This is a genomic window from Aeromicrobium sp. Root495 (assembly GCF_001426755.1).
Lineage (GTDB): Bacteria > Actinomycetota > Actinomycetes > Propionibacteriales > Nocardioidaceae > Aeromicrobium.
The window spans coordinates 1,228,451-1,249,979 of record NZ_LMFJ01000001.1 but is presented as its reverse complement, the minus strand read 5'-3'; the positions used below and the strand labels follow the sequence as shown (position 1 = coordinate 1,249,979).

Sequence of the window (21,529 nt, the reverse complement as noted above, 5' to 3'; positions counted from 1 at the left end):
GAAGGCTCAGCGCAGGACGCCGCCGAGCTGCTCGGCCGCTGACACGAGGGCGGCCCGGGCCTCGGTGATCTCGGTGTCGGTGAGGGTGTGGTCGGGAGCGCGCAGACGCAGCGCGAACGCGAGCGACTTCTGCCCCTCGGGCACCGGGTCGCCGGTGTACACGTCGAAGAGCCGCACCGACTCCACGAGCGGGTGGGCCGACACCAGCGCCGAGCGCAGCGACTCTGCCGTCACGTCGGCGTCGACCAGGAACGCCAGGTCCTCCTTGGCCACGGGCAGCGCCGAGAACTCCGGGCGGGGCCCGATCTCCGGCGAGGCGGCGATGAGCGCGTCGAGATCGACCTCGCCGGCGACGGCCCGCTCGGGCAGGCCGTAGGCGGACGCGACCGAGGGGTGCAGCTCTCCGGCGTAGCCGACGACGGAGCCGTCGAGCCGGAAGGCAGCACAGCGCCCGGGGTGGAACGGAGCCCGCTGGGCCTGCTCCACGACCAGCTCGACGTGCAGCGCCTCGCCGAGGCGACGGACGACGTCGATGGCGTCGGCCCAGTCGGCAGCGCGCCCCGGCCCCGACCAGCCGCGACGGACCCGCTGGCCGACGAGCGCGAAGGCGACGTGGAAGGGCTGCTCCGGGAGCGAGGCGTCGAGGACGGCCAGCTCCTCGGGCGTGGGTCGACGGTCGACGCCGTACAGCGGTGCGTCGGGCGCGCCGGGGCGCGGCAGGAAGACCCGGCCGATCTCGTCGACGGCGACGTCCTCATGACCCCGGCCGACGTTGAGCGACGCCGCCTTCAGCACACCGGTCAGGAGCGTGGTGGTGAGTCCGGGCTCCTCGGAGGAGAGCGGGTTCTCGAGCAGCACCTGGGTGCGACGCGGGTCCTCGTCGGCGAGGCCGAGCCGGTCGAAGTCGGCCGGTCCCACGAACGGGAGGGTCGTGACCTCGACCAGACCCGTGCCGGCGAGCACGTGGCCCACCCGACGGCGCAGCACCTGGCTGCGGCTGAGCCCCCGACCACCGGTGGGGGTCGGCAGGACGGACGGCACGTTCTCGTAGCCGGCCGAGCGCAGCGCCTCCTCCACGAAGTCGTACGGGTCGTTGAGGTCGAACCGCCACGACGGCGGCGTGACGCTGAACGTGTCGCCCTCGCGCGAGACAGCACAGCCGTTGCGCTCGAACGTCAGCTGAGCGTCCTCGGGACTGATGGCCAGGCCGCTGATGCGGGCCGGGAGGTCGACCGGGAACGTGACCGCCGCCCGGGCGGGCGCCTGCCCGATGGTCGTGTGGCCGGGCTCCAGCGTGCCTCCGCCCAGCTCGACGAGCAGCTGCGCCACCCGGGCGGCACCCCGCAGGGTGAGCTCCGGGTCGACGCCGCGCTCGTAGCGCTTGGCCGCCTCGGACGGCAGCTTGTGCCGACGCTCGCCGCGGAAGATCGTGGCCGGGTCCCAGAAGGCAGCCTCCACGACGACGTTGCGGCTCGAGTCGTCGAGCTCGGTGGACGCGCCACCCATGACGCCGGCCAGGCCGATGATGCCGTTGTCGTCGACGATGACGAGGTCCTCGGGCGTGAGCGTGCGCTTCACGTCGTCGAGGGTCGTGAGCGACTCCCCCGCCTCGGCGCGACGGACGACGAGGTCGCCCGCCACCTTGTCGCGGTCGTAGCAGTGGTTGGGCTGGCCCAGCTCGAGCATGACGTAGTTGCTGATGTCGACCGAGAGCGAGATGGAGCGCATCCCGGCCTGCGTGATGCGGCGGGCCATCCAGCTCGGCGTCGTGCGCGTGGGGTCGACACCGGTGACGACGAGGGTCGTGAAGACCGGGCAGCCCAGCGGGTCCTCGACCCGCACGGGGTAGCCACCCGATCCGGTGGGGACGGCAACGGCGTCGGCCGGGTCCTGGAACGGGACGCCGAAGGCGAGGGCCGCGTCGCGGGCGACCCCACGCAGGCTCAGCGCGTAGGCCCGGTCGGGGTTGACCTCGAGGTCGAGCGTCTGGTCGTCGAGACCGAGCAGGCTCGTGGCGCTGTCACCGGGCTGGGCGCTGCCGGGCTCGAGCACGAGGATGCCGTCGGCGGTGGTGGCGTCGTCGGGCAGACCGAGCTCCTTGGTGGAGCAGATCATGCCGTCGGAGACGTGGCCGTAGGTCTTGCGCGAGCCGATCTCGAAGCCGAGCTCGGGCAGGAAGGTGCCCGGCAGCGAGACGACGACCAGGTCGCCGGGCTTGAAGTTGTGGGCGCCGCAGATGATGCCGCGCGAGGGGACGTCGTCGCCCGGGGCGTCGGGGACGGACGGCTCGTTGAGCGCGCCGACGTCGACCCGGCACCAGTTGATGACCTTGCCGTTCTTCTGCTCCTCGGGGCGGACCTCGAGGACCCGGCCCACCGTGAGGGGACCCGTGATGCCGCCGCCGACGATCTCCTCCAGCTTGAGGTCGAACATCGTGAGGCGCTCGGCGATCTCCTCGGTGGAGACGTCAGGGAGCGAGACGAGCGACCGGAGCCACTCCAGGGGAACTCTCATGTCAGGACCACGCCCCCGCCGAAGAGCAAAGATACGGGGACGCTGTCCTGAGTGACTCGTGGTTCACTCGCTGGCGCTCGTTCACAGACCAACTCCGAAGGGCTCGGTGAAGCGGATGTCGCCGTCCCAGAGATCGCGCAGGTCGGCGATGTCGTAGCGGCTCGTGATGGTGCGATCGAGGCCCATGCCGAACGCGAAGCCCGAGTACACCTCGGGGTCCACGCCACAGGCCACGAGGACGCGCGGGTTCACGACACCGCACCCGCCCCACTCGACCCAGCCCTCACCGCGGCAGGTGCCGCACGAGGCGACCTCGGCCGGGTCGTTGTGGCACACGTAGCAGAGCAGGTCGACCTCGGCGCTGGGCTCGGTGAACGGGAAGTACGACGGGCGGAAGCGCGTGGTCATCTCGGTGCCGTAGACCGCTCGGGCGAAGTGGTCGAGCGTCCCCTTGAGGTGGGCCATGGACAGGCCCTTGTCGATGGCGAGGCCCTCGACCTGGTGGAAGACCGGCATGTGCGTGGCGTCGGCCTCGTCGGTGCGGTAGACGCGCCCGGGGACGACGACGTAGATCGGGGGCTCACGCGTGAGCATGGTGCGGGCCTGCACGGGCGACGTGTGGGTGCGGAGCACGCGCGCGGCGCTGGCCGGCGTGACCCAGAACGTGTCCTGCATCGTGCGCGCCGGGTGGTCCGGTCCCAGGTTGAGCGCGTCGAAGTTGAGCCACTCCGCCTCGACCTCGGGCCCCTCGGCCACCTCCCAGCCCATGGCCACGAAGATGTCGGCGACGGTCTCCTGGATGGTGGTGATGGGGTGGCGGGCACCGACGGGGTCGCGGTCGGTGGGCAGCGTGACGTCGACGGTCTCCTCGACGAGCCGGCGCTGCTCCTCGAGCTGCTCCAGCTCGGCTGTCCGTGCGGCGAGCGCCTGGTTGATGGCGCCACGGGCCTGACCGATGCGCTGGCCGGCGTCCTTGCGGGCCTGCGGCGGCAGCGCACCGATCTCGCGGTTGGCCAGCGCGATGGGCGAGCGGTCGCCGGCGTGCTCGATCCGGACCTGCTTGAGCTCGGCGAGGGTGGAGGCCGCTGCGACGGCGGCCACGGCCTCGTCGCGCACGCGCTCCAGCTCGTCGGCCCGCAGCGGGGTGACCTCGACGGGATCGAAGTCCTTGTTGGGCGCAGACATGCGCCCCATCCTAGTGAGGTCTGCGGGGTGCCTGACCCCCGCCCACGCCCCTACGAGCGGTGCCATAGCGTCCGTTTGAGCCACGGATCCGGCTTCGAACGGACGCCAAGTCACCGCAGGCACGTGGAGCGGGCGTGAAACGGACGCCAGCTCACCGCCGGACGGGGGCGGCGGGAGTCAGTCGGTCAGGGCGTCGGGCTCGTTGATGGGGAGCCAGATGCGGATGGCCGCTCCCCCGCCCTCGGAGTCCTGGATGTCGATCCGGCCGCCGTGCTCCTCCACGATGCCGCGCACGATGTACATGCCGAGGCCGCTGCCGGCGCCGGGGCCGGAGCGCCAGAAGCGGCTGAAGACGCGCTGCCGCATCTCCTCCGGGATGCCCGGCCCGTTGTCGTGGATCTGGAGCGAGACGCCGCCCGTGTAGTCGGGGTGCTGCGTGTTCTGGACGAGGACGCGCTTGAGCCCGTGCCCGTGGCGCATGGCGTTCTCGATGAGGTTCGTGATGACCTGGGTGATGCGGTCGGCGTCGCCCCACACGATCTCGAGGTCCTCGCCCACCTCCACGTCGTACTGGTCGCTGTTGCCGGCGGCGGAGATGCTGCGCAGCACGTGGTGGACCACGTCGTCGATGCGCACGGGCCCCCGGCGCAGGGTGAGTCTGCCGGCGTCGATGCGGGCGGCGTCGAGCAGCTCCGTGATGAGCCGCGTCAGCCGGTCGGCGTCGGAGTCGACGGTCTCGAGCATGAGCTGGCGCTGCTCCTCGGAGAAGCGGTCCCACTTGGTGAGGAGCGTGGACGTGAAGCCCTTGATGCCCGTGAGGGGCGAGCGGAGCTCGTGGGCCACGGTCGCGACGAGGTCGGAACGCTCGCGGTCGCGCTGGTTGCGGACCTTGGCGTTGCGCACGCTCACGATGACGCGCTCCACCGTGCCTCCGGGGCGGTCACGCTGCAGGCGTGCCGTGATGAGGTACTCGCTGCCGCGCGGCGACCACCACGACTGCTCCGAGACCCGCGTGCGGATGTTGAGCCCGTCGTAGGGCCGTGTCATGGAGTACCAGCTGTGCCCGTTGAGGTCGTCGAACGGGATCGCCTCCGAGAGGTGCATGCCGAGCATCTCGGTGTCGTCGGCTCGCGCCATCTGCAGGATCCGCGGGTTGACGAACTCGACCTTCTGGTCCGGTCCGGCGATCACCACGCCGTCCGGGAACTCGTCGAGGACGTCCATGGGCCGAATCTAGTACGGACCGCTTACTTCAGCAGGGCCCGGGCACTCGCGTAGAGGCACACGGCGGCAGCCGTGGCGAGGTTGAGGCTCTCGGCCCGGCCCAGGATGGGCACCGACACGACGTGGTCGGCTGCGGCCCTGACGTCGGCGGTCATCCCGCGGGCCTCGTTGCCCATGACCCAGGCCGTGGGACGGGCCAGGTCGAGCTCTGCGTCGAACAGGCCGAGGTCTCCCCCGCCGTCGGCGGCCAGCACCTGCAGACCGCGGTCCCACGCGAGCGTGACCGCCTCCTCGTGGTCTCGGTGCACGAGGACCGGGAGGTGGAACAGGCTTCCGGCGCTGGCGCGGACGGCCTTGGGGCCCTGGGGGTCGACGCTGTCGCCCGTGAGCAGCACGGCATCGGCGCCGACGGCATCGGCGCAGCGAATGACGGCTCCCACGTTGCCAGGGTCGCGGATCTCGTGGCAGATGACCACGAGACGGGCGGGGTCGGGCAGCGCCTCGATGCCCCGCACGAGGCTGGGGCACCGGGCCACGACGCCCTGAGGGTTCACGGCGTCGGCGATCTCGACCACGACGTCGTCGTCGACCACGTGCCACTCGACGTCGGCGGCACGGGCGGCGGCGGCGAGCTCAGGATGCCGCTCAGTGGCCTCGACGGTGGCGAACACCTCGAGCGGCGGCACCGGATGGGCCAGTGCTTCACGCACGGCCTGCGGACCCTCGGCGAGGAACTCGTTGGTCTTGGCCCGGAACGCACGAGTGGCGAGCCGCCGAGCATGCTTCACCCGTCCACTACGGACGGTGAAGGGCTCGGGACTCGCCACTCGTGCGGTTGAGGCAGTCGCGATCAGGCGACCGCGTCGTCCTTCGGCGCGTTGACGTCGGCCGGGAGGCTGTCCTTGGCCACCTGGACGAGCGCGGAGAACGCGGCGGGCTCGTTCACGGCGAGCTCGGCCAGGATCTTGCGGTCGACCTCGACACCAGCGGCCTTGAGGCCCTGGATGAAGCGGTTGTAGGTGAGTCCCTCAGCGCGGGCCGCAGCGTTGATGCGCTGGATCCAGAGCTTGCGGAAGTCACCCTTGCGCGCCTTGCGGTCGCGGTAGTTGTAGACGTGGGAGTGGATGACCTGCTCTTTGGCCTTGCGGTACAGGCGCGAACGCTGGCCGCGGTAGCCCGAGGCCTTCTCGAGTGTCTCCCTGCGCTTCTTCTTGGCATTGACGGAACGCTTGACGCGAGCCATAGGTTTTCTCCTTCAGTTCAGGGACGCGTCAGCGACCGAGCAGCTTCTTGACCTTCTTGGTGTCAGCCTTCGACACGTCGACCGTGCCGGCGAGCCGGCGGGTGCGCGTGGAGGACTTGTGCTCCAAGAGGTGACGACGGTTGGTCTGCTCGCGGCGCAGCTTGCCGGATCCGGTGATCTTGACGCGCTTCTTCATGCCCGAGTGGGGCTTGAACTTCGGCATCTCATGCCTCCATGTCTGGGTCGAGGTTCTCTGAGCGACGCCGGGGCTTCTTGGGCGTCGCGGTCTGGTTGGCGTTGGCGGCCTCGCGGTGTGCCTTGTCGGCAGCCTCGTTGGCTTCGCGTTCCGCGGTCTTCTCAGCCGTGGCCTTGGCCTTCTCGGCCTTGACCTCGGCCTGGGCTTCGGACTTCTTCTTCAGTGGTGCGATGACCATGGTCATGTTGCGGCCGTCCTGGCGAGGACGGGCCTCGACGACACCGAGGTCGGCGACGTCCTCGGCAAGTCGCTCGAGCAGGCGGTAGCCGAGCTCGGGACGGTGCTGCTCACGACCGCGGAACATGATCGTGATCTTGACCTTGTCGCCCGCCTTCAGGAACCGGACGACGTGGCCCTTCTTGGTGGCGTAGTCGTGACCGTCGATCTTGGGGCGGAGCTTCATCTCCTTGATGACGGTGTTCGTCTGGTTGCGTCGCGACTCGCGTGCCTTCTGGGCGGCCTCGTACTTGAACTTGCCGTAGTCCATGAGCCGGCAGACCGGCGGACGGGCAGTCGGGGCCACCTCGACGAGGTCGAGGTCGGACTCGGCGGCGAGACGCAGGGCGTCCTCGATGCGCACGATGCCGACCTGCTCGCCGGCCGGGCCGACGAGACGGACCTCGGGGACGCGGATGCGGTCGTTGACGCGAAGCTCTGTGGTGATGGGTCCTCCTGCAGTTCTTGGAGGAGGCCACGAAAAATGGCCCCCGTGCAAAGCGGGAGCCATCGGATGTGCAGTCCCCACGGTGCGCCTCTCGGCGTCCGTCAGGACCTCGGGGTCAGACCTGGGTCTGACCAGAACCCCACGATCCGGAGATCGAGCAGGTGGGAGATGGCCTCCACTTCGGACTGAACTCTACCAGCGGTGCTGCGCGATCGTGAAATTGACTGGCCGGAAACACTGAGGTAGCAACCGGGCAACGCCCAGGAAGCATCGTGGGACCCATGATGTGGAGGGTGCGCACGACGCTGGCCGACCGCCCGGGCCTGCTGGCACAGATCGCGACGGCGTGCGGGCGCGCCGAGGTCAACATCGTGGCCATGCAGGTGTTCCGCACCCGGCCCGACGACGTGATCGACGAGTTCGTCGTGCAGGCGCCGGAGGGATGGACCGAGGTCCGGCTCGCCGACCTCTTCGTCGCTGCCGGCGGCGACCACGTGTCGGTGACCCGCACCGGCGAGGGATCGCTCGGGGACGCCCCCACCCGCTACCTCGAGGCCGTGCACCAGGTGCTCGAGGAGGAGCGCGACGTGGAGGAGGTCCTCCACGAGCTGCTCGACGTCGCTCCGCCCGACGTCGCCGACTACGCCGGGCACGACGTCCTCGACCTGACGCGGCGCAACGGCACGGTGCTGCGCATCAGCCGTGCCGTGCCGTTCACCCCCGTCGAGCGAGCCCGGGCCCAGGCCCTCGTGTCGCTCGTCAACGACGCCGGGATCGACGTCCCCCTGCTCGAGCCCTCCCCCCGGCACCCGCTCCCGCTGGTGCGCACCGCCACCCTCGCCGACATCGAGGCCGTGGCGGCGCTCCACAGCCGCTGCAGCGTGGAGACGCTCTACACGCGCTACCAGGTGCCGCTGCGCATGCCCATGACCACGCGCATGACCCGACGCCTCGTGGTGCCCGACCACGGCACGGCCCTCGTCGTGCAGGTGGGGCTCGACGTCGTGGGACACGGCGTGCTCGAACGCGTCGAGGACGTGTGGACGTTCCAGCTCCTCGTGGAGGACGCCTGGCAGGGCCGCGGGCTGGGCACGATGCTGGTCAAGCACGCCGCCGGCCGCGCCAAGGGCCTGGGCGCGAGCCACCTCGTCTTCATGTCGGCCGGCACCAACGACACCATGCTGAGGGCCGTCGGGTCCGCCGGGTTCGTGGCCCGCGTGGAGCGTCACGACGGGGCGGTCCACATCACCGTGCCGCTCACGTCGGTCCGGGCGATCGATCCCTCGTCGGGCTCAGGGTCCGAGATCAGCTGAGCCAGGCGGTGCCGGCGTCGGTGCTGACGAGCCGGTGTCCCGCGGCCAGGTGCTGCACGTCCCCGGTCTCCACGACCGTGAACCCGGGGCCGGCGAGGTCGAGCAGCAGGGCGGCGGCGCCCTCGTCGATCGCGGCGCGGGCCGCGTCGCGTCCCCACACCGGGACGGGTCGGGCCTGCGGGTCCCACCGGCCCATCGCGGCCACGCTGCTGAAGGTCAGGAGCGCCTGGCGGCCGTCGGCGCCGGTCATGAGGACGGCGGCCATGTCGGCGTCCTTGTCGCCGCCGGTCTCCGTGCGACCGCCGGACCCCAGGGTCGCAACCACCGGCACGTACACCCGCACGTCCCCGTACACCGCGAGGACCCGGTCGTCGCGGACGTCGTCGGGCTGGGCCAGCGCCTCGGCGAGCTCTGGCGCGACCTGACCGTCGTCGTCGGGGAAGGCTGGAGCGGCGAGCGAGCGCTCGTGCTTGCTCATGCGGCGTCCGCGCGGCGGGCGATGTCCTGGGCGGCGTCGCGCACGAGCGCCGTCCCGCTGCTGGCCTGGATGGCGAACAGCATGACGCGGTCGTCGTCCTGGGTCACGAGCGTGGGCCACGGCGCGCCCTCGGGCAGGGCGACGCCCTTGACGTCGGCCCAGGAGAGCTCGTGCGTGCGGTAGCCGTTGACCACCGTGATGCCGTCGTCGCTGACGCGCACGAGGCTGCGTCCGATGCCGTGCAGGACCGCCATCATGGCGAGGACCGTGGCCAGGAGGGTGAGCGCCTGCGAGAACGTGACCTGGGCGCGGATGTCTGCGGGCAGGGCCACGATGATGGCCACGGTCATGGCCGTGAGCGCGACGCAGCTCCCGTAGACGACGTAGCGCGTCCCGCCGGGACGGTACGTGATCAGACCCGGCACGCCAGGATGTCCGTCACGAGGATGCCGCGGGCGCCCAGCTCGTACAGCCCGTCCATGATCTTCTGGGCGGCGTCGCGAGGCACCATGGAACGCACCGCGACCCACCCCTCGCGATGCAGCGGGGAGACGGTGGGCGACTCGATGCCGGGCGTGAGCTCCACCGCCTGCTCGACGTTCTCGACGCGGATGTCGTAGTCCATCATCACGTAGGACCGCGCCACCAGGACCGAGTCGATCCGGCGCTTGAAGACCTCGTAGCCGGCCGGCTTCTCGACGTCGCGCGTGATGAGCACCGCCTCGGAGCTGAGGATCGGGTCGCCGAACACGGCGAGGTCGGCCTGGCGCAGGGTGCTGCCGGTCTCGACGACGTCGGCGATGGCGTCGGCCACGCCGAGCCTGATGGACGACTCCACGGCACCGTCGAGGCGGACCACGGAGGCCTCGATGCCGAGCGGGCGCAGGTAGTCCTCCACGATGGCCGGGTAGCTGGTGGCGATGCGCTGGCCCTCGAGCTGCTTCACGTCGGTCATCGCTCCCGTGGGGGCGGCGAACCGGAAGGTGGAGGCGCCGAAGCCCAGGGCCATGGCCTCGGTGGCAGGCGCGCGGGAGTCCAGGAGCAGGTCGCGGCCGGTGATGCCGACGTCGAGCGTGCCCTCCCCCACGTAGATGGCGATGTCGCGCGGTCGGAGGTAGAAGAACTCGACGTCGTTCTCGGCGTCGATCGTGACGAGGTCCTTGGCGTTGCGGCGCTGCCGGTAGCCGGCCTCGGCCAGCATCTGGGCCGCGGCCTCGGCGAGGGCTCCCTTGTTGGGAACGGCGATCTTGAGCATCGGTGAAGACTTTCTACGGTGTGCGGGAAGAGCGGATCACGGATCTCTCCTCACAGGTGCGAGTACACGTCCTCGAGCGAGACGCCCTTGGCGATCATCATGACCTGGGCGTGGTAGAGCAGCTGGCTCAGCTCGAGCGCCAGGTCCTCGTGGGTCTCGTGCTCCGCGGCCATCCAGGACTCGGCGGCCTCCTCGACCAGCTTCTTGCCGATGGAGTGGACGCCGGCATCGAGCTCGGCGACGGTGCGCGAGCCCTCGGGGCGGGTGGCCGCCTTCTCGGAGAGCTCGGCGAACAGGGAGTCGAAGGTCTTCATCTCGGCCTCAGTCTAGGGCGCGGAGCCCGCGGAGCGTGGTCCAGGTGGCGAGGGCGGCCTCGACCGCCTCGCGACCCTTGTCCTCCGCGCTCCCCGGGAGACCGGCCCGGTCGATGGCCTGCTCCTCCGTGTCGCACGTCAGGAGACCGAAGCCCACCGGGACGCCCTCGTCGAGCGCCACCCGGGCGAGGCCGTCGGTGGCGGCCGCCGAGACGTACTCGAAGTGCGGCGTGCCGCCGCGGATGATGACCCCGAGCGCGATCACGGCGTCATGGCCGGCGCGGGCCAGGGCCTGCGTGACGAGCGGCAGCTCGAACGATCCGGCGGCACGGACGAGGGTGACATCGGTGACGCCGGCGTCGGCCAGGGCGCTCTGGGCGCCGGCGACCAGACCGTCCATGACGACGACGTGCCAGCTGGACGCCACGATGGCGACGCGCGCGCCCTCGGCCTTCACCGTGAGCGTGGGGGCTCCGTGTCCACTCATGAGAGGTCTTCCTCTGCCAGGCCCAGGTCGGGCAGGTCGTGGCCCATGCGCTCGGCCTTGGTCCGCAGGTAGCGGATGTTCTCAGGCGTGGGCGTGATGGCGATGGGCAGCTGCTCGCTCACCTTCACGCCGTAGGCCTCGAGCGACTCCGACTTGTGCGGGTTGTTGGTGAGGAGACGGACCGAGCCGATGCCCAGCTCGCGCAGCATCTGAGCTCCGGCGGCGTAGTCGCGCTCGTCCTCGCCGAAGCCGAGCTCGAGGTTGGCGTCGACCGTGTCGCGGCCTCGGTCCTGCAGCTCGTAGGCCTGCAGCTTGTGGAGCAGGCCGATGCCACGCCCCTCGTGTCCGCGGAGGTACACGATGACGCCGGCACCTTCGGACATGACCTGGGCCATGGCGGCCTGCAGCTGCGGGCCGCAGTCGCAGCGACGCGAGCCGAAGACGTCGCCCGTGAGGCACTCGGAGTGCAGCCGGACGAGGACGTCGCTGCCGGAGATGTCGCCGTGCACGAGTGCGACGTGCTCAGCACCGTCGATGCGGTCGCGGAAGCCGTGCGCGGTGAACGTGCCGAACTCCGTGGGCAGCTTCGTCTCGGCGAGCCGCTCCACCTGGGACTCGTGCAGGCGCAGGTGGACCTGCAGGTCCTCGATGGAGACGAGGGCGAGGTCGTGCTCGTCGGCGAAGGCGCGCAGCTCGGGGGCGCGCATGAGCGTGCCGTCGTCGTTGACGACCTCGCCGATGACGCCCACGGGCGTGAGTCCGGCCAGCCGGGTGAGGTCGACGGCGGCCTCCGTGTGGCCGGCACGCTCGAGGACTCCCCCGGGCTTGGCCCGCAAGGGCAGGACGTGGCCGGGCATCACGAGCTCGAAGGCCTCGGTGGCGGAGTCGGCCAGGACCCGGACGGTCCGCGCGCGGTCGGCGGCGGAGATGCCGGTGGTGATGCCGTCGCGGGCGTCGATGGAGATCGTGTACGCCGTGCGCATCATCTCGCGGTTGTGCGGGGTCATGAGCGGGATGCCGAGGCGGTCGAGGATCTCCCCGGGTGCCGGTGCGCACACGTAGCCGCTGGAGTGGCGCACGAGGAAGCCCATGAGGGCCGGCGTGGCCTTGCTCGCGGCGAAGATGATGTCGCCCTCGTTCTCGCGGTCCTCGTCGTCGACGACGATGACGGCCTTGCCGTCGTGGATGTCGGCGATGGCCCGCTCGATGCTGTCGAGCCGGACGCTGGAGTGCTGTTCACTCATGCTGTCTTCTCCTGGGGGAGGTGGGCGGCGAGCAGCCGCTCCACGTACTTGGCGAGCACGTCGACCTCGAGGTTGACGCGCGAGCCGGGGGTGAGGGCGCCGAGCGTGGTGTCGGCCAGGGTGGTGGGGATGAGGGACACGGAGAACCAGGGAGCGTCGTCGCCGGTGTCGACGACGTCGACCACCGTGAGCGACGTGCCGTCGACCGTGACGGAGCCCTTGGGGACGAGGTACTTGGCCAGACCGGCGGGGACCGAGAACCGCAGGACCTCCCAGTGCTCGCTGGGCGTGCGGTCGATGAGCGAGCCGGTGCCGTCAACGTGGCCCTGGACGACGTGGCCGCCCATGCGGGCACCGGCCGCCATGGCGCGCTCGAGGTTGACCTCGGCGCCGACGGTCAGGTCGCCGAGCGACGTCTTGTCGAGCGACTCGGCCATGACGTCGGCGCTGAAGACGTCGCCGTCCTGGGCCATGACGGTGAGGCAGCAGCCGTTGACCGAGATGGACGCGCCGTGCGTGGCGTCGGAGGTGACGACGGGACCGCGCACCGACAGGCGCACCGAGTCGCCGAGCGGCTCGATGGCCGTGACGAGGCCCTTCTCCTCCACGAGACCGGTGAACATCAGGGCATCTCCTCTCGCGGGGCACGACCCGGCGTGCCGATGATGCGGATGTCGGGGCCGACCATGCTCACGTCGTGCAGCGTGATCGGGCGGATGTCGGCGAGCGTGGCCGCCTCACCCTCCAGCGCAGCGCGGCCCGAGCCGAGCATGGCGGGGGCGATGTAGCCGATGACCCGGTCGACGAGGCCGGCGTTCCAGAAGCCGCCGGCGAGACGGGGTCCACCCTCGAGCCAGACGTGCTTGATGCCCTGCTCGTAGAGCTTGGTCAGCACCTCGTCGGGCTCGCGCGTCTGGATGAGCAGCGTGGGAGCCACGCGGTCGAAGACGCGGTAGTAGTTGGGGATGTGGGTCTCCCCGACGACGACACGCAGCGGCTGCTGCGCGTAGGGCAGGGGCAGGTCCTCGGTGTCGCGGACCGTGAGTCGCGGGTCGTCGGCCAGCACGGCGCCGGTCCCGGCCATGATGGCGTCGGCCGCGGCGCGGAAGGTCTGCACGTCGCGGCGCGCCTCGGCGCTCGTGATCCACTTGCTGGAGCCGTCGGGGGCTGCGCTGAGACCGTCCATCGTGGCGGCGTACTTCCACGTGACGAACGGACGGCCCTCGGTGGTTGCGAAGGTCCACTCGACGTTGATCTGCTCGGCCTCCTCGGCCAGGACACCGCCCTCGACGTCGATGCCGGCGTCGGCGAGACGCGTGGCTCCGCCTCGCGCCTGCGGGTCGGGGTCGGTCTGGGCGAACACGACGCGTGAGACACCGGCCTCGATCAGGGCGTCGACGCACGGCCCGGTGCGGCCGGTGTGGCTGCACGGCTCGAGGGTGACCACGGCGGTGGCGCCGCGAGCGGCCTCCCCGGCGATGGTGAGCGCCTCGACCTCGGCGTGCGGGTTCCCGGCGCCCTGGTGCACGCCCACGGCGATCTGCTCACCCTGCGCGTCCAGCAGGACGCAGCCGACACGCGGGTTGGGCAGGGCACGCGCGACGGTGCGCGCGGCGGTGACGGCGCGGCTCATGGCCTGCAGCTCGTTCTCGGATGCCATCGCTTCCTCCGGTCGGGCTCACGGGACCGGGGTGATGACGGCACGGCGCAGGGCGCCGTGCCAGCGTGCGCCTCTCCTCCGGACTTTCACCGTCGGTACCGGAGTTCCACCGGTTCAACCTCGCCCCTTGCGGGACTCGGGTCGCGGACTATGACCGCCGGCTCGGAATTACACCGACCCCGGGCACGCGAGCAGTTGCTCGTACGGGAAAAGTCTAGCGCGGGGGCCGCGCTCCGGGCTCAGTGCCCGCAGGCCGAGACAGCGAGGTCGCGCAGGGTCTCCACCATGGCGCCCGGGTCGTCGGCACCGAAGACCGCAGAGCCGGCCACGAAGGTGTCGGCACCGGCCTCGGCACAGCGCTCGATGGTCTCGACGGACACACCGCCGTCGACCTGGAGCCAGACGTCGCCACCCACCTGGTCGAGGAGGGCTCGCGTCCGCCGGATCTTGGGCAGGCAGAGGTCGAGGAACTTCTGGCCGCCGAAGCCGGGCTCGACGGTCATGATGAGCACCATGTCGAGCTCGGGGAGCAGGTCGGCGTAGGGCTCGATAGGCGTGGCGGGCTTGAGCGCCATGGAGGCTCGAGCGCCCTGGCCACGGATCTCGCGGGCGAGCCGCACCGGGGCGGCGGCCGCCTCGACGTGGAACGTGATGCTCCCCGCGCCGGCCTCGGCGAAGGCCGGGGCCCAGCGGTCGGGATCGGCGATCATGAGGTGCGCGTCGATGGGCTGGTCGGCTGCCTTGCTGAGCGCCTCGATGACGGGCGCGCCGAGGGTCAGGTTGGGGACGAAGTGGTTGTCCATGACGTCCATGTGGAGCCAGTCGGCCGACGGGATGCGGGCCGCCTCGGCCGACAGGTTCGCGAAGTCGGCGTTGAGCAGGCTCGGGGTGATCTGGATGCCCATGGGGCGGAGCCTATCGACGACGCAGGAGCGCGACGAACATGGCATCGGTGCCGTCGCGGTGCGGCCACCAGCGGCGGACGGCCTCGAGCGTGGCCACGCCCGGCCCCACGGACTCGATGACGTCGATGGTCTCGGCGGGCGACGGTGAGCACGTGGCGTACGCGATGAGACCGCCGGGACGCGTCAGCTCGACCGCGCGACGCAGCAGCGCCGTCTGCAGCGGGACGAGTGCCTCGAGGTCGGCCGCCGTGCGCCGCCACCGCGACTCGGGGCGTCGGCGCAGGGCACCGAGACCGGTGCAGGGCGCGTCGACGATGACACGGTCGAACGAGCCGCTCTCCCACGGGCCTTCGCGGCCGTCGTGCACCGTGACCTCGATGTTCTCGAGCGCACGAACGGCCTGGCGGACCAGCTCGGCGCGGTGCGGCTGCACCTCGTTAGCCACGAGCGTGGCGCCTCGCTGCGCGGCGATCGCGCCGAGGAGAGCCGCCTTGCCGCCCGGCCCCGCGCAGAGGTCGAGCCAGCGCGAGTCCTCCCCCTCGACCGAGGCCTCGGCCAAGGTGACCGCGACCATCTGGGAGCCCTCGTCCTGCACGCCGGCGCGGCCGTCGCGGACCTCGGGGATCTCGCCCGGGTCACCGCCCGTGAGGATCTTGGCGTAGGGCGAGACCGTGCCGGGGTCGCCCGGGAGGTCGTCGGGCGAGCTGAGGCCGGGTCGAGACACCAGCGTGACCCGCGGCGGCGCGTTGTCGGCCGCGAGCAGCGCCGGCAGCTCGTCGGGCGCATCGATGACGCGCAGCGCCTTGCGCAGCTCGTCGACGATCCAGCGGGGGTGTGACGTCCTGATGGACAGCGCAGCGTCGTCGTCGAGCCCCCGGGTGACGACGTCGAGCCACATCTCGAGGTCCTTCTCCGCCACGCGGCGCAGGACCGCGTTCACGAAGCCGGCCGGCTTGTGGCCGATGTCGCGTCGGACGAGCGAGACCGTGGTGGACACGGCCGCGTGCGACGGGACCCGCATCGAGAGCAGCTGGTGAGCGCCGAGACGCAGGGCGTCACGCACCGCCGGGTCGATCTCTCGCTTGGCCAGGGTGTCCAGGATCGCGTCGTACGTGCCCTGCCTGCGGATCGTGCCGTGGGTGAGCTCCGTGGCCAGGGCGGCGTCGCGCCCCTCGACGCCGCGCTCGCGCAGCAGGCCGGGCAGGATCAGGTTGACGTAGGCCTGGCGTTCGTCGACGGCCCTCATGACCTCGAGGGCGATGGAGCGGGGGTCGGAGCTGGGAGCCTTGGGCGAGGCGACGGAGGGACTCACGCGAGCACCAGGCCGGGTGCCAGCTGGGCACCGCGGCCCCAGTCGGCCGCTGCCATGAGCTTCTTGCCGTGCGGCTGGACCTCGCCGAGGAGGACGTCGGTGGTGGCGGTGCCCACGCGGACCTCACGCTTGCCCACCGCGAGCTCACCCGGGGCGAGGGTGTCCTCGACCGTGGTGGTGACGGGCCCCAGCTTGAGTCGCTGCTCCCCCGCCATCGTCCAGGCGCCGGGCGCGGGCGTGCAGCCCCGGATCTGGCGGTCGACGGCGAACGACGGGAGGTCCCACCGCACGTGCGCGTCCTCGACGGTCAGCTTGTCGGCGTAGGAGATGCCCTCCTCCTGCTGGGGCACAGCGCCGATGTCACCGTCCTCGATGTGGTCGAGCACGTCGCGGAGCAGGTGGGCACCCTGGTGGGCGAGGCGGTCGAGCAACGTCCCCGAGGTGTCGTCGTCACGGATCCGCTCGGTGATGGTGCCCAGCACCGGGCCGGCGTCGAGGGCCTCGACGAGGCTGAAGACGCAGGCGCCGGTGACCTCGTCGCCGCCCATGATGGAGCGCTGGACAGGCGCCGCTCCGCGCCAGGCGGGGAGCGCCGAGAAGTGCAGGTTGATCCAGCCGTACTCGGGGATGTCGAGCGCCTCACGTCGGATCAGGGCGCCGTAGGCGACGATCGGGGCGCACGCCGGGTCGATCTCTCGCAGCCGGTCCATGAACTCCGGGTCGGACGGCTTGGCGGGCGTCAGGACCTCGATGCCGAGCTCGCGGGCCCGCTCGGCCACGGGCGACGGCACGAGCTTGCGGCCGCGTCCGGAGGGGGCGTCGGGACGCGTCACCACCGCGGCCACCTCGTGCCGACTCGCCACCAGGGCGTCGAGCGACGGCAGGGCGGTCTCTGGGGTTCCTGCGAACACGATCCTCACGTCGGCCGAGTCTAGGTGCACCGCCCCCAGCCCCCGCTGAGTGTGACGTTTCTGGGGTGAAATGGGCCGTTCTACCCCCGAAACGTCACACTCAGCGGGGTGGGGGGTCAGAGGGAGGCGGGGTCGACCTGGATGCGCAGGGGCGGGAGCTTGGCGGCCGTGCGCTCGGCCTGGACGGCTCGGACGGCATCGGCGAGGGCGAGCCCCTCCCGGCGCGGGGAGCGAAGGACGAGCCGCTCGGCCTCGCCGTGCCGCACGGGTCCGAGCACCTCGGTGTTGGGCGTCCAGGTGCGCTGCGCCAAGGGCTCGAGGACGTCGGCCGCGGCGTCGACGACGACGAGCCGCCCCACGGGCGGCAGGTGGGTCTCGGTGCGGCCGGCCAGCTCGCGCTCGGCCACTCCGACCGGATCAGCGCGCACGAGCGCCTGCAGCTGGGCGGGGTCGCCGACGACCACGGCGGCAGCCCGCTCCCTGGCGAGTGCGAGCGCGTTGAACCAGCGTCGGTGGGTCTCCTCGACCACGCGCAGGTCGTCGCGGCCGAGCGCGAGCCATGTGTCCATGAGCACGACGAGGTGATAGCCGCCCTCCACGCGCGGCTCCGCGCCGGGCGTGGCCAGCACGATGCGGCGGCCCGGCTCCACCTCGTCGAGCACCTCGGCTCCTCCCGACGTGACGACCTCGTGGTCGGGGAACGCCTGGCCGTACTCCTCACCCGTGCGGAGCTGCCCCACGGTGGGTGCACGCAGCCGGTGCGAGCCGCAGTGCCGGCACGTCCACGGCTGCTCCGGCTCCGTCCCGCACCAGCGACAGGCCAGCGGCGCTCGCGCAGCGACCTGGGCGAGCGGCCCCTCGCACGCCGCGCAGCGGGCCGGGTTGCGGCAGTCCTGGCAGGCCAACGACGTGCGGTAGCCACGCCGTGGCACCTGGACGAGGACGGCACCTTCGGCTGCGCGGATGGCCGAGAAGACCTCGCGCGGGAGCCGGGCCGGCGCTCCCCCGTCCACTGATCCGTCGGTGACGGTGACGGTGGGCCAGGCCAGACGCCGCGTGGTGGACTCGGCGACCACCTCGGCGCACCAGCCCGACGCCACGAGCGCCTGCGCCTCGGGACTGCGGGCGTACCCCGCGAGCAGCACGGCGGTGTCGTGCTGCACGGCCCGGGTGAGCAGGACCTCGCGCGTGTGGGCATAGGGGGCGCGCTGCTCGACGTACAGGTCGTCGCCCTCGTCCCACAGCGCGACGAGCCCCAGTTTCCGCACGGGAGCGTAGGCCGCAGCGCGCGTGCCGAGGACCACCTGAACCTGTCCACGGCTCACGGCGAGGAAGCTGCGGTACCGCTCCGGGGGCTTCTGCGCTCCGGTGAGGACCACGTGCCGGTCCGGTCCCAGGACCTCGGCGAAGACGTCGTCCCAGCGGGCGACGTCGCGGACGTCGGGCACGCACACCACCGAGCCTCGCCCTGCGTGCAGCGCCGCGAGGGCCGCCTGGGCGAACGCCCGAGCGGGGTCGTGACCGGGCAGGGCGCTCCAGACGGCCCGGGGAGACTCGCCGTCGACGAGGGCCTCGACGAGGCCCGGACCCTGCGGCCAGGCGAGCCAGGCATCGGGATCGAGCGCGGGCAGGTCGGCGATCTCCGGGGCCACCCGGACGTGGGCCTCGGCCCGCGCGTGCCGCGGCGGGATGGCGAGCCGCAGGACGTCGTTGACGGTGCCGGCCCAGCGCTGCGCGACGGCGCGGGCCAGCTGCAGCACCTCCGGCGTGAGCACCGGCTCGGGCGAGACCACCTTGGCCAAGGGAGCGAGCCTTCCCTCGTGCTCGGTGACCTCGGGACGCTCCACGACGAATCCGTCGACGAGCCGGCCGGCGAAACGGACCTTCACCCGGCTGCCCGGGACTGCCGCTGCCGAGAGCGCCTCGGGGACGCTGTAGTCGAAGGGACGGTCCAGGTGCGCCAGCGGCGTGTCGACCAGGACACGGGCGATGGCGGACGTGGAAGGCACGGCCCAAGTTCTATCAACCGGTCCTGACATGACGAAGGCCCCCGTCCGTGAGGACGGGGGCCTTCGAGGCGTTCAGCTCAGAGACCGGCGGCGGCGCGGAGGGCGTCGGCGCGGTTGGTCTCCTCCCACGGCAGACCTGCACGGCCGAAGTGGCCGTACGCGGCGGTCTGCGCGTAGATGGGACGCAGCAGGTCGAGGTCGCGGACGATCGCGCCGGGGCGCAGGTCGAAAACCTCGAGCACGGCCTCACGGATCTTGTCGACCGGGACGACCTCGGTGCCGTAGGTGTCGACGTAGAAGCCGACCGGCTTGGAGACGCCGATGGCGTACGCGACCTGGACCTCGACCTTGGTGGCCAGGCCCGCGGCGACGACGTTCTTGGCGACCCAGCGCATGGCGTAGGCGGCCGAGCGGTCGACCTTGCTCGGGTCCTTGCCCGAGAAGGCGCCGCCACCGTGACGGGCGTAGCCGCCGTAGGTGTCGACGATGATCTTGCGGCCGGTGAGGCCGGCATCGCCCATGGGTCCGCCGATGACGAACTTGCCCGTGGGGTTGATGTGCAGACGGTAGTCCGAGGAGTCGATGTCGTACTGGCTCAGGACCGCGTCGATGACGTGCTTCTTGAGGTCGCCCGGGAGCTGGGTCTCGAGGTCGACACCGTCCTCGTGCTGCGTGGAGACGACGATGGCCTCGACGCGGACGGGCTTGTCGTTCTCGTCGTACTCGATGGTGACCTGGGTCTTGCCGTCAGGACGCAGGTACGGCAGCGTGCCGTCCTTACGCACCGCGGTGAGCTGCTCGGCCAGACGGTGGGCGATGGTGATGGGCAGCGGCATGAGCTCGGGCGTCTCGTCGACGGCGAAGCCGAACATGAGGCCCTGGTCGCCGGCACCCTGGAGGTCGAGCGGATCGGTGGCACCGCCGACGCGGGCCTCCTCGGCCTTGTCGACGCCCTGGGCGATGTCGGGGCTCTGCGCGTCGAGGGTGACCTGCACGGCGCAGGACTCTCCGTCGAAGCCCTTGGTGGAGGAGTCGTAGCCGATCTCGAGGACGCGGTCACGCGCGATGCGCGCGATGTCGACGTAGGCCTCGGTGGTGACCTCGCCACCGACGAGCACCATGCCCGTGGTCACGAAGGTCTCGGCCGCGACGCGACTCTTGGGGTCCTGGGCGAGCAGGGCGTCGAGGATGCTGTCGCTGATCTGGTCAGCGATCTTGTCCGGGTGGCCCTCGGTGACGGACTCGGACGTGAACAAGCGGCTCACTCAGGTACTCCTGGGATCGGTAGGGGTGGGGATCTGCACTGCGGCTTCGGTGAGTCTAACGACGGCTCACGGCAAGGGTGACGGTCGTTCCAGACGCTGGACGGCCTCGTCCCAGATGGCATGGGCCAGATCGATCTTCGGACCGCGGGCCACCGGCCTGGCCGAGCCGTCGGCGCCGAGGATGACGGCCTCGTTGTCGGTGCGCCCGAACACCTGCTCGTTGCTCACGTCGTTGACGACGAGCAGGTCGCAGCCCTTGCGCTCCAGCTTGGCCCTGGCGTGGTCGAGGACCGTGCCGTTCTCGTCGCCGGTCTCGGCCGCGAAGCCGACGATGACGGGCGCCTTGCCGGTGCGGGACCGCACGAGCTCGGCCAGGATGTCGGGGTTCTCGACGAGGGTGATGACGGGCGTGGTGCCGTCGTGCGACTTCTTGATCTTGGAGCCGACGAGGGTGTCGGGGCGGAAGTCGGCAGGGGCGGCCGCCATGACGACGGCGTCGGCCTCGGCGGCTGCCTCCACCACGGCCTGCCGCAGCTCCTCGGTGGAGGTGACGCGGACGATCGTGGCGCCGGCGGGGTCGGGCAGGCTCACGTTGGCGGCCACGAGCGTGACGGTGGCGCCACGGGCGACGGCGGCCTGGGCCAAGGCGTAGCCCTGCAGCCCCGAGGACCGGTTGCCCAGGTAGCGGACGGGGTCGAGGAACTCACGGGTGCCGCCGGCGGAGACCACGACGTGGCGACCCTGGAGGTCGAGCCCGCGCCCCTGGAGCACCTGCGTGCACACGGCGTGGATGGCCTCGGGCTCGGGCAGACGCCCGGCGCCCGTGTCCTTGCCGGTGAGACGACCGGTGGCGGGCTCGATGACGACGTGGCCACGCGAGCGGAGCGTGGCGACGTTGGCCTGCGTGGCCGCGTTCTCCCACATCTCGGTGTGCATGGCCGGCGCGAAGACGACCGGGCCACGCGTGGTGAGCAGCGTGTTGGTGAGGAGGTCGTCGGCCAGGCCGTGGGCCGCCTTGGCGAGCGTGTTGGCCGTGGCCGGCGCGACGACCACGAGCTCGGCCTCCTGGCCCAGCCTCACGTGCGGGACGCGCGGGACGTCGTGGAAGACGCCCGTGGCGACGGGGTGGCCGCTGAGGGCCTCCCACGTGGGGGCGCCGACGAACTCCAGCGCCGCCTCGGTGGGCACGACGCGGACGTCGTGCCCCTCCTCGGTGAAGAGACGCAGGAGCAGCGCCGCCTTGTACGCGGCGATGCCCCCGGCGACACCCAGCACGATCACGTGCGGAGC

Annotated in this window: 22 protein-coding genes and 1 riboswitch; of the genes, 1 reads left to right on the top strand and 21 read right to left on the bottom strand. The window is 71.5% G+C overall.

Annotated elements, in window-relative coordinates:
* Positions 1 to 6 precede the first annotated feature (6 nt).
* The 7 genes from pheT to infC all read right to left on the bottom strand — a co-directional run bounded on the left by pheT (position 7) and on the right by infC (position 7,149).
* Positions 7 to 2,514 carry a phenylalanine--tRNA ligase subunit beta gene (gene pheT, locus ASD11_RS06320; RefSeq protein WP_056284719.1) on the bottom strand — a complete coding sequence of 836 codons (2,508 nt, stop codon included), beginning with the start codon at positions 2,512 to 2,514 and terminating at the stop codon, positions 7 to 9.
* Positions 2,515 to 2,595: 81 nt separating this feature from the next.
* The gene (gene pheS / locus ASD11_RS06315; RefSeq protein ID WP_056284717.1) at positions 2,596 to 3,699 is read right to left on the bottom strand and encodes a phenylalanine--tRNA ligase subunit alpha; all 1,104 of its coding nucleotides are present in this window, start codon (positions 3,697 to 3,699) and stop codon (positions 2,596 to 2,598) included.
* Between the two features lie 177 nt (positions 3,700 to 3,876).
* Positions 3,877 to 4,923: a sensor histidine kinase gene (locus ASD11_RS06310; RefSeq protein WP_056284715.1), complete on the bottom strand. Its 1,047-nt coding sequence runs from the start codon at positions 4,921 to 4,923 to the stop codon at positions 3,877 to 3,879.
* A gap of 23 nt (positions 4,924 to 4,946) precedes the next feature.
* Positions 4,947 to 5,711: a TrmH family RNA methyltransferase gene (locus tag ASD11_RS06305; RefSeq protein ID WP_235503259.1), complete on the bottom strand. Its 765-nt coding sequence runs from the start codon at positions 5,709 to 5,711 to the stop codon at positions 4,947 to 4,949.
* Between the two features lie 62 nt (positions 5,712 to 5,773).
* Complete coding sequence (gene rplT, locus ASD11_RS06300; protein WP_056284712.1) at positions 5,774 to 6,166, bottom strand: 50S ribosomal protein L20; 393 nt, start codon at positions 6,164 to 6,166, stop codon at positions 5,774 to 5,776.
* A 28-nt stretch (positions 6,167 to 6,194) separates the two neighbouring features.
* A complete protein-coding gene (gene rpmI / locus ASD11_RS06295) occupies positions 6,195 to 6,389 on the bottom strand; it encodes a 50S ribosomal protein L35 (protein WP_056284709.1) in 195 nt (64 codons plus the stop codon).
* A 1-nt stretch (position 6,390) separates the two neighbouring features.
* Complete coding sequence (gene infC / locus ASD11_RS06290; RefSeq protein ID WP_235503258.1) at positions 6,391 to 7,149, bottom strand: translation initiation factor IF-3; 759 nt, start codon at positions 7,147 to 7,149, stop codon at positions 6,391 to 6,393.
* 230 nt (positions 7,150 to 7,379) lie between these two features.
* Between infC and ASD11_RS06285 the strand changes: the two genes are divergently transcribed.
* Complete coding sequence (locus ASD11_RS06285; RefSeq protein ID WP_162246465.1) at positions 7,380 to 8,399, top strand: GNAT family N-acetyltransferase; 1,020 nt, start codon at positions 7,380 to 7,382, stop codon at positions 8,397 to 8,399.
* On the opposite strand, the gene ASD11_RS06280 is transcribed toward ASD11_RS06285, so the two are convergent.
* The 14 genes from ASD11_RS06280 to coaBC all read right to left on the bottom strand — a co-directional run bounded on the left by ASD11_RS06280 (position 8,392) and on the right by coaBC (position 21,520).
* A complete protein-coding gene (locus ASD11_RS06280; protein ID WP_056284702.1) occupies positions 8,392 to 8,877 on the bottom strand; it encodes an SseB family protein in 486 nt (161 codons plus the stop codon). The genes ASD11_RS06285 and ASD11_RS06280 overlap by 8 nt on opposite strands.
* Positions 8,874 to 9,302, bottom strand: coding sequence for a PH domain-containing protein (locus ASD11_RS06275; RefSeq protein ID WP_056284699.1), 429 nt, complete (start codon positions 9,300 to 9,302; stop codon positions 8,874 to 8,876). Before ASD11_RS06275 ends, ASD11_RS06280 begins: the two co-directional genes overlap by 4 nt.
* A complete protein-coding gene (gene hisG / locus ASD11_RS06270; protein ID WP_056284696.1) occupies positions 9,290 to 10,132 on the bottom strand; it encodes an ATP phosphoribosyltransferase in 843 nt (280 codons plus the stop codon). Before hisG ends, ASD11_RS06275 begins: the two co-directional genes overlap by 13 nt.
* A gap of 50 nt (positions 10,133 to 10,182) precedes the next feature.
* Positions 10,183 to 10,446, bottom strand: a complete 264-nt coding sequence (locus ASD11_RS06265; RefSeq protein ID WP_056284693.1) for a phosphoribosyl-ATP diphosphatase — start codon at positions 10,444 to 10,446, stop codon at positions 10,183 to 10,185.
* A gap of 7 nt (positions 10,447 to 10,453) precedes the next feature.
* A complete protein-coding gene (gene ribH / locus ASD11_RS06260; RefSeq protein ID WP_056284692.1) occupies positions 10,454 to 10,933 on the bottom strand; it encodes a 6,7-dimethyl-8-ribityllumazine synthase in 480 nt (159 codons plus the stop codon).
* Positions 10,930 to 12,177 (bottom strand): bifunctional 3,4-dihydroxy-2-butanone-4-phosphate synthase/GTP cyclohydrolase II, encoded by a 1,248-nt coding sequence (locus ASD11_RS06255; protein WP_056284688.1) that lies wholly within the window; start codon positions 12,175 to 12,177, stop codon positions 10,930 to 10,932. Before ASD11_RS06255 ends, ribH begins: the two co-directional genes overlap by 4 nt.
* Entirely contained in the window at positions 12,174 to 12,800 is a 627-nt protein-coding gene (locus ASD11_RS06250; RefSeq protein ID WP_056284684.1) for a riboflavin synthase, read from the bottom strand. Before ASD11_RS06250 ends, ASD11_RS06255 begins: the two co-directional genes overlap by 4 nt.
* Positions 12,800 to 13,837 carry a bifunctional diaminohydroxyphosphoribosylaminopyrimidine deaminase/5-amino-6-(5-phosphoribosylamino)uracil reductase RibD gene (gene ribD, locus ASD11_RS06245; protein WP_056284679.1) on the bottom strand — a complete coding sequence of 346 codons (1,038 nt, stop codon included), beginning with the start codon at positions 13,835 to 13,837 and terminating at the stop codon, positions 12,800 to 12,802. Before ribD ends, ASD11_RS06250 begins: the two co-directional genes overlap by 1 nt.
* Positions 13,838 to 13,899: 62 nt before the next feature.
* A riboswitch (FMN riboswitch) is annotated at positions 13,900 to 14,029 on the bottom strand.
* Positions 14,030 to 14,076: 47 nt separating this feature from the next.
* Positions 14,077 to 14,742 carry a ribulose-phosphate 3-epimerase gene (gene rpe / locus ASD11_RS06240; protein WP_056284676.1) on the bottom strand — a complete coding sequence of 222 codons (666 nt, stop codon included), beginning with the start codon at positions 14,740 to 14,742 and terminating at the stop codon, positions 14,077 to 14,079.
* A 10-nt stretch (positions 14,743 to 14,752) separates the two neighbouring features.
* Positions 14,753 to 16,054 (bottom strand): RsmB/NOP family class I SAM-dependent RNA methyltransferase, encoded by a 1,302-nt coding sequence (locus ASD11_RS06235; protein ID WP_235503257.1) that lies wholly within the window; start codon positions 16,052 to 16,054, stop codon positions 14,753 to 14,755.
* The gene (gene fmt, locus ASD11_RS06230; RefSeq protein ID WP_056288495.1) at positions 16,051 to 16,974 is read right to left on the bottom strand and encodes a methionyl-tRNA formyltransferase; all 924 of its coding nucleotides are present in this window, start codon (positions 16,972 to 16,974) and stop codon (positions 16,051 to 16,053) included. The genes ASD11_RS06235 and fmt overlap by 4 nt, the downstream gene beginning before the upstream one ends.
* Before the next feature lie 107 nt (positions 16,975 to 17,081).
* Positions 17,082 to 18,974: a primosome assembly protein PriA gene (locus ASD11_RS06225; protein ID WP_200940092.1), complete on the bottom strand. Its 1,893-nt coding sequence runs from the start codon at positions 18,972 to 18,974 to the stop codon at positions 17,082 to 17,084.
* A gap of 77 nt (positions 18,975 to 19,051) precedes the next feature.
* Positions 19,052 to 20,239 carry a methionine adenosyltransferase gene (gene metK / locus ASD11_RS06220; RefSeq protein ID WP_056284673.1) on the bottom strand — a complete coding sequence of 396 codons (1,188 nt, stop codon included), beginning with the start codon at positions 20,237 to 20,239 and terminating at the stop codon, positions 19,052 to 19,054.
* Positions 20,240 to 20,305: 66 nt separating this feature from the next.
* A complete protein-coding gene (gene coaBC / locus ASD11_RS06215) occupies positions 20,306 to 21,520 on the bottom strand; it encodes a bifunctional phosphopantothenoylcysteine decarboxylase/phosphopantothenate--cysteine ligase CoaBC (protein WP_442854181.1) in 1,215 nt (404 codons plus the stop codon).
* Positions 21,521 to 21,529: the final 9 nt, after the last annotated feature.